The sequence below is a fragment of the Anaerobutyricum soehngenii genome, assembly GCF_009697165.1.
Lineage (GTDB): Bacteria > Bacillota > Clostridia > Lachnospirales > Lachnospiraceae > Anaerobutyricum > Anaerobutyricum soehngenii.
This window is the reverse complement of record NZ_VULP01000007.1, coordinates 71,288-84,387: the sequence shown is the minus strand read 5'-3', so window position 1 is coordinate 84,387 and position 13,100 is coordinate 71,288. Positions and strand designations below refer to the sequence as shown.

Here is a 13,100-nt window from a genome sequence, read left to right as displayed (position 1 = left end):
CCTAGAACACCACTTTCCTCTGAATGCTATGACGAACACGATATCCTGAGGATCCATAGATTCCTCTTGCCCATCCGGCAAACTGTCCCTCTGGATCATAATTCTTTCCGCCAATCTGTACCCAGCTGTGTCTTGTCATACCGTCACTGGCATGATCTCTTCTTCCGCTTACTCTTCCGCAGATTACAACCGGTCTGTCACCAATTTCTTTTGTTAATGCTGCAAATCCACAAGCGAAACTATAGCAGTTTCCACTCTTTGTAGAAAGCATATTTAAAGCAGTCGCTCTCTGCCATCCCTTTTTAGATAAATTAGGATACTTTAATGCATAATGAAAACGTCCGCGTCTTACCATGTAATTCCAGCATGCACGTCTCTTCTGCGCTCTGCTCATTTTACTTGTTGTAATACTTTCAACAATCTTTCTTGCCTTGATCTTTGACTTAGTATTTGTATTATTCGCTGCATAAGACTTCTTAGTAAATGTAATGCCATCTACTGTCTGAGACTTTGCACATATACCAGACTTCTTCGCATAATACAGCTTGTTCTTATATATATGCCATCCTGGTGCTGCCATACCTTTTTTAGAAACAAAATATACTCTTTTTCCTACACTTACTGGCTGTTCAGATTTATACTTCTTAAATACGCCCTTTTCATTAAAAATATAGTATTTCTTTTTCACTTTATAAGAACCTGTTGCAGCCTGTCCATTCTTTTTAAAATAGTATTTCTTTCCATTTACAGTCTTCCAGATTTTTTTCAGTTTCTTTCCATTTTTATAAAAATAGTATTTACCGTTTTCTTCTACCAGACCATTCTTTATTACAGGTTTTACTTCCTGCTCTGTTGTTGTCTCTTCCGGTGTCGTTCCCTCCACAGGATTCTGAGAACCAGCTTCTTCTGCATGTCCATTTACAGAAAATGCAAATACTAAAACAGCAACAAAAAGAAACATCTTTACAACACGAAAATTCTTCTTCACAAAATCTATTCCAGATGTAAAATTACTTGATGTTAACATACTTTACTCCTTTGTTTTTATAAACTTTCTTTGCAGCTTTACTTGTCTTTAACAGGTTATAGTATTTTAAAGTGGAGTTCGCTTTAAACTTATCCATATTAGTATCAAAGATATACCATTTACCTTTAACCTTAACTTCTGTCCATGCATGTGGCTGCCATGAACCGCTAAATCCTTTTGTCTGACCGACAGCAACACGAACTTTATATCCTGTTGCTTTTTTAGCGAGATAACCATAAACAGCAGCAAAATGATAGCAGCTTCCTTTTTTGCTCTTGATCATCTTCTGTGCATATGTTTTTGTCCAGCCTTTTTTATTCTTGAAACCAATCTGTCGTTTGTAACCATAAGTCTTCTCTGTATACTGGAATAACTTCTGTAACTTTACTTCCTTCGTGTCTTCAGGAAGAACCTGACTTTTAACGATCCCATTCACATTTGAATTCAGACTTGCAGCCTTACATGGTACTGCCTGCATTGTTCCAATCAGACATAATGCCAGCAGAAAAATCCCAACATATTTCTTGATACTTTTCATTTCAATTCTCTCCTTTGTTAGATATAATGATTTATTCTTTACTCTGCACCCATATACAATACTTTACCTTTGTACTTGTATACATATACAGTAAAATTAGCATACTTAATGTATCCGTCATTTCCCGGTCCATAACAGGAATATGACTCATACTTCGTCTTCTTTGGCTTGCCTAAAAGCTTTTTAAGCTTTTTAAAGTTCTTATTATACTTTGCAGCCGCTTTAAGCTTCTTTGTCTTTTTCTGGTTACAGGCCCCATTCTTATTAAATGCATAGAACTTATTCTTTATATAGTAAATTCCAGAAAGAGCCTTTCCATTCTTTGCTGCGTAATACTGTTTCTTCTTCACAGTCACAAGACGCTTCTTACCTGTCTGTAAAATACCAACTTCATTAAAGACATAATACGCTTTCTTTACTTTTACACTACCAACAGCAGCCTTTCCATTACTCTGGAAATAATACTTCTTACCATCTACTGTTTTCCATGTGTTTTTAACAGCTGTCCCATTTTCATAATAAGAAATTACCCCATTATTTACAACAAGGCCATTTGGAACTTCCGCGGCATCCGTTTTCATTCCTGCTGTAAAAAACAACATTGCCAGCATCGCTAATGTCAGAAAAATACTTAGCTTATATTCTGGCATAAACTTTTCACTTTTTCTTAATCCTTCCATAAGTCTTCCTCCTTGTAAAAATTCACACCCATTTTATCACACTCCCCCTTCTGTTTGCAATGTCTGTAGTACTGTATTTTCAAGAAAATTATCAGCTTTATTTAGTACATTTTTAACTTCATAAAATTACATTGAAAATATTTTATAACATTCTTATAATGGAAAAGATTATATCACTTTCAAGGCTTCAATTTACTTCAAGCAAAACATTTAATCTTGCCTTGCCACTTAGCAGAATAAAAGAGGCCTTCAAAAGACTGGATGATTATTTGATTTATTGAAGAAACAAACGAAAATAAAAATTTCAGACCATAGCAAATGTAAAGATATCACTGCGTAGAAAATGCCTTCCCGGCATTTTTACTTGCTCTCACATTACATTATACTATGGTCTGAAATTTTTATTTTCTGCTTGTTGGCTCCGAAAGGAATCGATTATCTTTTCGCTCCATCCATTTTCTTAATGAACTAAACTAAATTTTAATTCTACGGCGAAGGATCCATTTTTTTCAGAGAACGTACTTTCTCCTCCGAGTTGGTGCATCATTTTTTCTACACTCATTAATCCAATATGATTGCTTTCCACCCCGGTATTTTGTTGTTTTACAGTGTTAGATATTTCAAGAATGTATGATTGCTTTGTAAAGCTTCCCTTTATAAATACCGGTGAAGACTTATCTCCGTACTTTAAAATATTGGAAAAAAGATTACTGAGAATCCGCTTTATCATCCCTTTATCCCCCGTAATCCATCTTTCGACATAAGTATATTCCATCTCTGTCTGAAATCCTGCCAGACGTATAAAATCACTATGTTCATTGATACAGTCTCTGAAAAACTTTATTGGAATTTCCTTTACTTTTGGCTCTTCTCCTTCTTCAAATACCAGCGCATATTCAAACATCCTATCTGTCATCTCTCGAATATCACTGGTCTTTTGCAGGCACCTCTTTAAATATTCCTCATGCATTTCCGGATTTCTATTCAGGCGAAGTACTTCTAAATATCCATTTAAGATAGTCAACGGTGTCCTTAAGTCATGTGACATCGCCGTAATCAGATCCTGATTCGCTCTGCGGCTTTCTTTCTCGCGAACTAATGTATCCTGCAGTGCTGCTCTTAAATTATCCAGTTCTTCCGCAATAATTCCAATCTCATCCTGCCCCATATTCGGTACACTGTCCCTGAGATTACCTGCTGCCATTCTGAGAATCTCATCTTTTAGTTCTGCAACCAGATTCATTTTCTTTTTTATGAAAAATAAAATGACAGTAAAAAATAAACCAATACTGACAGTTAATGAAAAAATACAATATGGATAAATAAAGCGCACTCTGTGATAAAACCATACCATTACTGTCGCATATCCATTCTTGAACTTCATAGGAAACTCATATGTTTCCTCCCCTTCGCCTCCGGTAAGCTGATATCCCATATCAAAAAATGTACTAAATGCTGCATTCTCCAACACTTTTGGAAACCTTCCGGTTATATAATTCCCTTCTTTTAACGCATAAATATAAATTCCGGTATATTTATCTCCTTGTTCAAGAAACGGCTGAATCTTCTTAATCCCTGCCTTATCGTCTTCCGAAGAAGGTATATCATACTTTGTTGCTTCTGCTCGTAAATCTTCCCAAAAATCTTCATCCAATGATACATCATGCAATCCCGGAATCTGTCGAACATACTCATAAATATTCCACTTGTTTAACCATAGTACTTCAAATAAAAGAACACTCACCATTCCCGTTAAAAGAATAAGAACGATCAACTGTTTATGAATCTGCCAGCCCTTTGTTTTTTCCCGTACTTTTTTAATCACAATAATATCCCTTTCCCCATGAAGTCTTTATAATGGACGGGTTTTTAGAATCCCGTTCTACCTTTCTTCTGAGATTTCGAATATGCACCATCACTGTATTCTCTGCACCATAGTAAAAACTCTCCTTCCATACAGCTTCATAAAGACGCTCTGCCGAAAATACCTGATGACGATTCTTCAAAAGCAGCAGCAAGATGGCATATTCCGTATCCGTAAGTTCCAGCAGCTCTCCATCAGAGTATACATTCTTAGTCTCTTCATCCACGATCAGATTCCTACAGGAAAAACGATTCAATTTCACTGGCTGTTCTGCTTTTCCTCTATAAACCTGATATCGCCGTATTAATGCCTTTGCCCGACTGATCAACTCATTATAGGAAAACGGTTTCGCCAGATAATCATCTCCTCCGCTCGAAAATCCTAATGTTTTATCACTGTCTTTCGTTCTTGCACTTAAAAATAAAATAGGTGCGTTACTTTCTTCTCTCATCTTGCGGCATGTCTGATACCCATCAAGTCCCGGCATCATAATATCAAGAATAATTAAATCATACTCTCTTTGACTAAGCATTTCCAAAGCTTTCACACCATTACCTGCTGTCTCTACCAGATACCCTTCTCCTCCAAGTAATACCTGTATAATTTCCTGAATTTCCGGATTATCATCCACCACCAAAATACTTGAATTATTCTCTTCCAAATTTATCCGCCTCTCTAAAATAATTTCTTAAACTTCTTCCAAACTCAGTATTTATTACTGTATTTCATATTTGATTTATAAAAACCTCTATACAAAAAAATACTGATAAGAACCTTTTTTGTAAAACATTTTTTATTATTTTATTATACCTTATTTCGGCATGAAAAAAGAAAAAAAGAGCCTATCTTAAGTATTTTTAAGTTTTACTTAAGATAGGCTGTCACATTCTTTTTTCCAAATTCTCTTATACGCTATTTAAATATTGTTACTATACTTCCACCTCTATAAGTATTTTTCCAATCGTTCTTCCACCGTATTTTTCATCTTTTCTATTACTTCCTCGCACCAGCTTTTTTCCAGACCTGCCTGCAGCCCCACCGCCAACAGTTCGTTTTTCCCTGGATTTCTTCCATTACCATCTACCATTGTGGTATGCTCTCCATAGTAAGTATTGCTGAAAGTAAGGTCATACGCAGGACTCAATCGCCATCCCTTTTTCATTTCATCATACAAATATGTGAAATTCTTAGAATGATCATCCCGATTATGTGCAAATACATTAAAACACATTCTGCGAAACATCTCTCTTACATCATCTTCATTATCTCTCGTCAAAATCTTAGTCAATTTCATAAGACTATGATAATCCAGGCTCGGCTGTTCAAAATCCAGCTCCAACAGTGCCGCTGCTGTTAACATATGAATCCTCTTTTTCTTATTTCCTGCTTTTACTTTTGTTTCTATTCCATCTACTATCCTTTCTCTGTCAAAACGCTTAATACCAAAATAGCCTTTGCATTTCTTTGATGGAAAAAGCCGCACTTCCGTCATATCAATTCCACACGCTTTCGCACATAAAGCATACTCATACTCCATCTCTCCTGCATCCTGACCGTCTACATGAGCTGGGAACTTTATAATCCAGTCCTCTCTATCAATTTCCGTCATAATCTTAGGCCTAGCACCTCCACTGGTTCCTCCCAGCAAATATAACTCATCCAATTTTTCCGAATACTCTGTATTCAATATCTTCTGGCACTGTAATGCTAAATCATCTAAATCATATCCCTGCGGCTCAAAAGAAAAATGTTCCTCCGGCCGATATGCCAATGCTCCCATTCCGGACTGTCCCACAATCGCCAAACGATTCAGCATTGTCATTTCTTCTGGCTTCATTCCTTTTTTCCACAACATACGATTCAATAATAAATTACCCCACCCATCAGGAAGACTATCCCCAAAAACACCAAATAAACCGCCGAAATACTCTTTTGTTGGTATAAAAACCTGCTCCTTTAACGGCAAAGAAAAAGGACTAATAGAAAATCCTGTTTCCAGCCATTCCTCACTGTACTCAAATGCAATCTTTCTTCCTGCCATTAATGCCAGCTTTCCAACTACTTTTCCATCATATAAAACTTGTAGTGTTCCGTTTTCTTTCATCAATAACCTCCTGAATATTCCGATATGGAACCTGTGTAAATAACTCACGAAGTTCATCTGCCATATCCAACGCCATCGCCAGCTTCGTAAGCGACAACAACGAAATCTTCCCCGTAGCCTCAAACCTCTTCACAGAACCATAACTCACCCCACTCATACGAGAAAGTTCCTCCTGCGAAATCTTTCTCCTCCGCCTAATATTCCGCACCCTCTGCGCCAGCTTCATATCAAGTTCTTCCGCCGTTTCCCAAACCAACGCCTCCATCAATGTATCTCCTTTTCTTGCTCCACTATTCTATACTCAATCTTGTTTGTGCTCAATCTTATTCATATTTTCATATTTATTCTTATTTTTTAGATAATATATTATCTAAAATCTCCGTTTTTAAGCTATTTTAGATAATATATTATCTACTATTTTATAACTAGCTTACCTCTTTAAAAATAATATGTCAAGAAGGCAAAAATTTATTCCAGCATTAAAATCAAACACTCCGCACCTTGATTTTTTTCATCTTAAAACCAGTGTATTTCACTTATCATTTTCGTCCCAAAATACACATTCAAATATTTGAATATATATTTTTCATACTTTTCTTATCAAGTTGCCCAAAAACATAAATTCTGACTATTCTTCAACTTCCAAAGACAGCTCTCAGTAAATAAAATAACCTATATTTGTGGCCTCGGAGCAAGGTTTGGATACGAGAGTGTGTAAGCGAGTATTCAAACCGCAGCGACTAAAGTCACAAATATAGGTTATTTTATTTACTAAGCGCGTCTCCTTGCCTGCGGCAAACCAGAATTCAAACTCTATTATGCTGCTTCTTCAAACTGCGAATTATACAACTGTGCATAAAAACCATTTTTCTCCAGCAATTCTTCATGATTTCCCTGTTCGATAATATCTCCATCTTTCATCACAAGAATCACATCTGCATTTTTAATCGTAGACAATCTATGCGCAATAACAAAGCTCGTTCTTCCTTCCATCAGGTTATCCATCGCCTTTTGGATAAGAGCCTCTGTACGAGTATCTACAGAAGATGTTGCCTCATCAAGAATCATTACCTTGCTGTCTGCCAAAATAGCTCTTGCGATAGTAAGGAGCTGTTTCTGTCCCTGAGACACATTACTTGCATCTTCATTAAGTTCCATGTTGTAACCGCCCGGAAGTGTTCGGATAAAGCTGTCTGCATGAGCTGCTTTTGCTGCCTCGATAACTTCTTCATCTGTTGCATCCAAACGTCCATAACGGATATTTTCCATAATAGTTCCTTTATAGAGCCATGTATCCTGTAACACCATTCCAAATGCTTTACGAAGATCACGTCTGTTATAATCACGAACATCATGATTATCTAAAAGAATCTGACCACTATTTACATCATAGAAACGCATAAGCAGTTTCACCATTGTTGTTTTTCCTGCACCGGTAGGCCCGACAATTGCGATTTTCTGACCCGGCTTTACGTCTACGGAAAAATCGTTGATAATCGTCTGATTTGGATTGTAGCCAAAATTCACATGAGAGAATTTCACTTCTCCTGTTACGTTTTCTACAGATACCGCTCCCTCGTGTTCCTGATCTTCTTCCTCTTCTTCTAAGAATTCAAATACTCTCTCGGAGGCTGCTGTCATGGACTGTACCTGATTGATAACCTGCGCAATCTGCTGGATTGGCTGTGTGAAATTCTTTACATACTGAATAAATGCCTGAATATCACCGACACCAATCGTTCCTCTAATTGCTAACAGTCCACCGGAAATGGCAACTCCGGCATACCCAAGGTTTCCGACAAATGCCATGATTGGCTGCATTAAACCTGACAAAAACTGAGATTTCCATGCAGATTCATATAAGACTCCATTGGTTTCATCAAATGTTTTTACCATATCTTTTTCTTTGTTAAATGCTTTAATGACCAGATGACCACCATAACTTTCTTCTACCTGTCCATTAATATGTCCAAGATATTCCTGCTGTGTGCGGAAATATTTCTGAGAAAACTTTACGACTGTAGACATTAAGATTGCCGATACCGGTAAAATGATAAATGCAATTAATGTCATTAACGGTGAAATGGTGAGCATCATTACAACGACACCAATAAGCGTTGCTGTTGAAGTAATAACCTGCGTTACACTCTGGTTTAATCCCTGACCTAATGTATCTACATCGTTGGTGATTCTTGAAAGAACTTCACCATAAGTACGACTTTCAAAGTACTTCATCGGCATACGGTTAATTTTCTCCGAGATTTCTTTTCGAAGGCGGTAACATATTTTCTGTGTTACGCCTGTCATAATCCATCCCTGTAAAAAGTTAAACACTGTACTTGTCAGATACAATCCTAAAGTAAGCAAAAGGATCTTTCCGATACGGGTAAAATCAATCTCGCCTGTTCCGGCAATCTTTTTCATCAGGCCTTCGGCCAGCGCAGTAGTTGCCTTTCCCATAACCTTTGGTCCAGCTACTGAAAATACTGTAGATATTGCCGCAAAAATCATTACCGCAAGAATCGCAAATTTATAATTTCCAATATAACGTAAAAGCTTTTTAAAAGAGCCCTTAAAGTTCTTAGCCTTCTCGCCGCCATGCATCATTCTTCTTCCGCCGCCCATTGGGCCACGACCACCCATTGGACCTCTGTTTGATGTTCCTGCTTTATTTTCAGCCATTTTACTTACCTCCTTTCTTATGTTTTAACTTCCTGTCATCAGACTTTTTCTTTAATTTGTTATTTTCTTTCTCATCAATTTTTGTAGAAAGGATTTCTTTCTTATTTGTTTCTTTCTCTGCTTTTTCTTTTACCAAACCTAATTTTTCAAGTCCAAGCTCCTTTTCAGAAAGCTGTGACTTTGCAATCTGAAGATATACCTCACAGTTTTTCAGCAGTTCTTCATGCGTTCCTTTTCCAACAATCTTTCCATCATCCAAAACAAGAATCTGGTCTGCATGTAAAATCGTACTGACTCTCTGCGCTACAATTACGATAGATGCATCCTGCACCTTTTCATTTAATTCCTTACGAAGTGCTGCATCTGTCTTCATATCAAGTGCAGAAAAACTATCGTCAAATACAAGTACTTTTGCCTTTTTCGCAATCGCTCTTGCAATCGCAAGACGCTGTTTCTGTCCACCAGATACATTACTTCCACCCTGGGCAATTGGACTGTCGTATTTTTCTTTTTTCGTCTCAATAAATTCTGTCGCCTGGGCAATTTCTGCTGCTTCTTTTATATCCTCATCTGTCGCATCTGCTTTTCCAAATCGCAGGTTAGAAGCGATTGTTCCGGAGAAAAGAACACCTTTCTGTGGCACAAATCCGATTTCCTCTCGGAGTTCTTCCATAGAAATCCGGCGAATATCTTTGCCATCTAATGTAATCTGTCCACCTGTCACATCATAAAATCTTGGAATCAGATTAACCAGCGTAGACTTTCCACAGCCGGTACTTCCGATAATTGCCGTTGTCTTGCCTGGCTCCACTTTAAAATCAATATCAGAAAGCACGTTATATTCTGCTCCCGGATACTTGAAATCTACATGTGAGAATTCCAGAACACCTTTATGCTCCTTAAGCGTTTCTGGCTTCTTCACATCCTGAACAGAAGCTTCTGTCTTAAGAACTTCATCAATACGATCTGCTGCAACACCCGCTCTTGGTACCATAATAGACATCGCTGTCATCATAAGAAATGCCATAACGATCTGCATTGCATAAGTAATAAACGCTGTCATCGCACCAACCTGTAACGTACCCGCATCAATTTTTTGTGCGGAAACCCATGTGATCAGAATGGTAACACTGTACATGATAAACATCATTCCCGGCATCATAAACGTCATAATACGGTTTGTAAAAAGCTGCGTACCTGTCAACTTTTTATTCGCTTCATCAAAACGCTCTTCCTCTGTTTTCTCTCTGCCAAATGCACGAATAACAGAAAGTCCTGTTAAAATCTCTCTGGAAACAAGGTTAAGACCATCTACTAATGTCTGCATAATTTTGAACTTCGGCATCGCCATCGAAACAAGCAGCATAACAAATCCGAGAATCACAACAACCGCAAGAGCAATAATCCATTCCATTCCTGCTCCGGTCTGATACACTTTAATAATTCCACCAATTCCGATAATCGGTGCATACAAAAGAAGTCTCAGCATAACTGCTGTAACCATCTGAATCTGCTGAATATCGTTTGTACTTCTTGTAATAAGAGATGCTGTAGAAAAACGGTTCATTTCCGCATTTGAAAATCCCATAACCTTTTTATAGATTTTTCCACGCAAATCCCTGCCAATACTCGCACCTACCTTAGAAGCAAGAAAACCGACTCCAATCGCCGCTACCAGAATCATAAATGCAATTCCAAGCATACGGCCGCCTTCTTTCCAGAGATAATCTGTCTGTATCTTATCGATATCTACTCCTGCAGCTTTATCACATTTTGTCGCATAGGCAACACCTGTAGAAAATAAAGTACTCTCTCCAATATCGTTCATTTTCTTTTCGATTTCTTCTCTGGACTTCTGGATATCTTTGGCACTCATCATGCCTGTCTGCCTCATCTGATACAGCATCGGGCGCACATCAACGTAAGTAACCTTTTTCCCGTTATCATCTTCCTCCTGAAAACTCTTAAACTCCATGTTGAGCATCTTTCCAATCTCATCGACACTCATATCATCTATTTTATCCTTCATCGGAGCCATCGCAGGATTCGAAGCAATCGAATTCTTAATCATCTTCTTAAACTGCGATTCTTTTACATTTGACATGTTATGATTTAAGAAAATCGCTGTAAGAAATGTATCATCTAACTGATCCAGCTTCTCCTCATCTTCTACTTTGCAAATGTAATACTCACCCTTTTTCTCATAAGTATCTTTCCATACTTTCTTCTCTTTTGAAGTCATATACAACTGCGAAATCTCATACTCATCCTCCATCATTTTCACAGGAAGAATATGCTCCACACCTTTATTCTGAATTCCCACATCAATGATATCTGACGTATACTGCGGCAGCGACAAATCGCCAAACGCCTGCACAATAAGCAATAATACAATCGCAACGATCATATACCAGTATGGGGCCATATTTTTAAATATTTTTGTCATTCTTTATGTCCTCCAATTACTTTTTGTCAAAACAATTTTACTCTGACTACTATGTTCATCAAAAATTCGCATCGTTTATTATTATGCTTTCCAATGCCTACTCGTTCATCCTCTTCAATAAAATCTCTGAGCACTCCTCCAAAGAAAGCTTCGCTGTATCAAGAATCAGATCATAGTTCTTCTCGTCCTTCCAGTCCTTTTTCGTCCAGAACTTAAAATACCTTTCCCTGCCCCAATCCTTTCTGTCCATTAAACGACGTGCCTTCTGCATCGTATCTACATTTTCCTTATCAAAAATGCGCTGTACCCTCTTCTCCTTATCACTACAGCGGACAAAAACTGTCACAACATCTTCGCAGGATTTCAAAATTTCTGTAGAACATCTTCCGATAAAAACCGCCGGACCTTCTGCATAAAGACTCTTAATCGTCTCTTTCATTCCATAGAAAATCTCATTAATTTTCGCCATATTTTCATACTGATTATAGCCTGCCATCATCGCGATATTATAGAGAAGACTTCCTACTTTATTCTCGTCAAACTCCTTAAGATCTGCAATCTCTATGCCATATCTTTTAGCGGCCTCAATCAGCAGCTGTCCATCATAGTAAGGAATCTGTGCCTCTTTCGCAATGCGAATTCCGATATCCCGTCCTCCGCTGCCAAATTCCCTTTCTATTGCCATTGACTTCATATACTACATTCCTTTCTTCTAATCAGACTAACTCTGTTACTTTTGAAGTTCCTCATCCAAACTGCGAAGCATCTTCTGCATCACACGATCCATAACTGCCTTTTCTTCCTCTGTCACATACCGCATAATAATACGCTTACAATCATTATGAACTTCTAACATCTCCTTCGCTGCCTCCTCCGCTTTTTGTGTCAACTCAATATGTCTCTTTCTACGATCATTGTCATCCTCTATCAAAACAACGAATCCCTTTGCCCGCAAATTATCCACAGACTTTGAAATATGCGCCTTAGATAAATTCTTCTGCTCTACGATATCCTTCGCCGTATCTCCACATGATGAATGATATAAAAACAAAAGAATCTCCAACTCCACATTTCTCACTCCGTATTTCTGCACCAGCACTTCAGATTTTTTCTCCAAAAGCTTACGCATATTCATTCCACAGATATTAATCATAGAATCTCGCATATTTTATCCTCCGTTTGTTATCATGCACTCTTCAAAGCTTTCCTTGCTTGCTTTTATGAGAATACATATTTTCTTTCATATCTCCTTTATTTAGTTCGTTAGGAATCTGTTCACTAGCGAACTTGTTTGTATATCATAATCCTTTTCCAAGAAAATGTCAATAACAAACTACTAATTTACTGGGGAGACAGACACCGCTTTATGTAGAAGATACCAAGCCGAATTGTAGTTAGTCTTGTAAAGAAAAAAGAATTGTTATAAGTTTGATTTTGTTCCGTTGCGCTAAGCATTCCATTCTGCCCAGAAAAACAGGAACTTGGGAAAAACGAGTCCCAAGTTCCTATGGTCAGAATTCCATAGCGCAAAGTCACAAAATACAATACTTATAACAATTCTTTTTTCTTTATCATAGCTTTTCTTACAATTCAGCATAAAAGTTTGTTTCAGCGGCTGTCTGTTCTTGATGAGGAATTAGTATTTTAGTCTGAGGGAAAAAGAGGGGATTGTCCAGAAGTCTATGGTTTTCACTAGAATAAAAATCTCCAGAGGAGAATATTTTCCCACTGGATTTGTAGCCGGTCTTCTAAAGGAAAA

At 37.6% G+C, this 13,100-nt stretch carries 11 protein-coding genes; all 11 read right to left on the bottom strand.

Translation table 11 applies throughout. The annotated features are described in order from the left end of the window. Position 1: 1 nt before the first annotated feature. A complete protein-coding gene (locus FYJ25_RS05255) occupies positions 2–1,027 on the bottom strand; it encodes a transglutaminase domain-containing protein (RefSeq protein WP_154580734.1) in 1,026 nt (341 codons plus the stop codon). After that, positions 1,011–1,565, bottom strand: coding sequence for a transglutaminase-like domain-containing protein (locus FYJ25_RS05250; protein ID WP_154580733.1), 555 nt, complete (start codon positions 1,563–1,565; stop codon positions 1,011–1,013). The genes FYJ25_RS05255 and FYJ25_RS05250 overlap by 17 nt, the downstream gene beginning before the upstream one ends. A gap of 38 nt (positions 1,566–1,603) precedes the next feature. Then, on the bottom strand, positions 1,604–2,245 hold the full coding sequence (locus FYJ25_RS05245; protein WP_154580732.1) for a hypothetical protein: 642 nt from the start codon (positions 2,243–2,245) through the stop codon (positions 1,604–1,606). 460 nt (positions 2,246–2,705) lie between these two features. Beyond that, complete coding sequence (locus FYJ25_RS05240) at positions 2,706–4,070, bottom strand: HAMP domain-containing sensor histidine kinase (RefSeq protein ID WP_330578272.1); 1,365 nt, start codon at positions 4,068–4,070, stop codon at positions 2,706–2,708. Beyond that, entirely contained in the window at positions 4,063–4,770 is a 708-nt protein-coding gene (locus FYJ25_RS05235; RefSeq protein WP_154580731.1) for a response regulator transcription factor, read from the bottom strand. The genes FYJ25_RS05240 and FYJ25_RS05235 overlap by 8 nt, the downstream gene beginning before the upstream one ends. Before the next feature lie 282 nt (positions 4,771–5,052). Continuing rightward, positions 5,053–6,213, bottom strand: coding sequence for a type II toxin-antitoxin system HipA family toxin (locus FYJ25_RS05230; protein WP_096238902.1), 1,161 nt, complete (start codon positions 6,211–6,213; stop codon positions 5,053–5,055). Next, complete coding sequence (locus FYJ25_RS05225) at positions 6,179–6,478, bottom strand: helix-turn-helix domain-containing protein (RefSeq protein ID WP_005349716.1); 300 nt, start codon at positions 6,476–6,478, stop codon at positions 6,179–6,181. The genes FYJ25_RS05230 and FYJ25_RS05225 overlap by 35 nt, the downstream gene beginning before the upstream one ends. A gap of 551 nt (positions 6,479–7,029) precedes the next feature. Then, a complete protein-coding gene (locus tag FYJ25_RS05220) occupies positions 7,030–8,895 on the bottom strand; it encodes an ABC transporter ATP-binding protein (RefSeq protein WP_154580730.1) in 1,866 nt (621 codons plus the stop codon). Position 8,896: 1 nt separating this feature from the next. Then, positions 8,897–11,341 (bottom strand): ABC transporter ATP-binding protein, encoded by a 2,445-nt coding sequence (locus FYJ25_RS05215; protein ID WP_154580729.1) that lies wholly within the window; start codon positions 11,339–11,341, stop codon positions 8,897–8,899. Positions 11,342–11,438: 97 nt separating this feature from the next. Then, positions 11,439–12,035 carry a cytidylate kinase-like family protein gene (locus FYJ25_RS05210; protein ID WP_154580728.1) on the bottom strand — a complete coding sequence of 199 codons (597 nt, stop codon included), beginning with the start codon at positions 12,033–12,035 and terminating at the stop codon, positions 11,439–11,441. Between the two features lie 36 nt (positions 12,036–12,071). Beyond that, positions 12,072–12,506: a MarR family winged helix-turn-helix transcriptional regulator gene (locus FYJ25_RS05205; protein WP_154580727.1), complete on the bottom strand. Its 435-nt coding sequence runs from the start codon at positions 12,504–12,506 to the stop codon at positions 12,072–12,074. Positions 12,507–13,100 lie beyond the last annotated feature (594 nt).

Excerpts from the sequence above, each read along its gene's own strand:
- FYJ25_RS05245 (WP_154580732.1), bottom strand. The coding sequence starts at position 2,245 with ATGGAAGGATTAAGAAAAAGTGAAAAGTTTATGCCAGAATATAAGCTA.
- FYJ25_RS05215 (WP_154580729.1), bottom strand. The coding sequence starts at position 11,341 with ATGACAAAAATATTTAAAAATATGGCCCCATACTGGTATATGATCGTT.
- FYJ25_RS05230 (WP_096238902.1), bottom strand. The coding sequence starts at position 6,213 with ATGAAAGAAAACGGAACACTACAAGTTTTATATGATGGAAAAGTAGTT.
- FYJ25_RS05255 (WP_154580734.1), bottom strand. The coding sequence starts at position 1,027 with ATGTTAACATCAAGTAATTTTACATCTGGAATAGATTTTGTGAAGAAG.
- FYJ25_RS05225 (WP_005349716.1), bottom strand. The coding sequence starts at position 6,478 with ATGGAGGCGTTGGTTTGGGAAACGGCGGAAGAACTTGATATGAAGCTG.
- FYJ25_RS05210 (WP_154580728.1), bottom strand. The coding sequence starts at position 12,035 with ATGAAGTCAATGGCAATAGAAAGGGAATTTGGCAGCGGAGGACGGGAT.
- FYJ25_RS05250 (WP_154580733.1), bottom strand. The coding sequence starts at position 1,565 with ATGAAAAGTATCAAGAAATATGTTGGGATTTTTCTGCTGGCATTATGT.
- FYJ25_RS05220 (WP_154580730.1), bottom strand. The coding sequence starts at position 8,895 with ATGGCTGAAAATAAAGCAGGAACATCAAACAGAGGTCCAATGGGTGGT.
- FYJ25_RS05205 (WP_154580727.1), bottom strand. The coding sequence starts at position 12,506 with ATGCGAGATTCTATGATTAATATCTGTGGAATGAATATGCGTAAGCTT.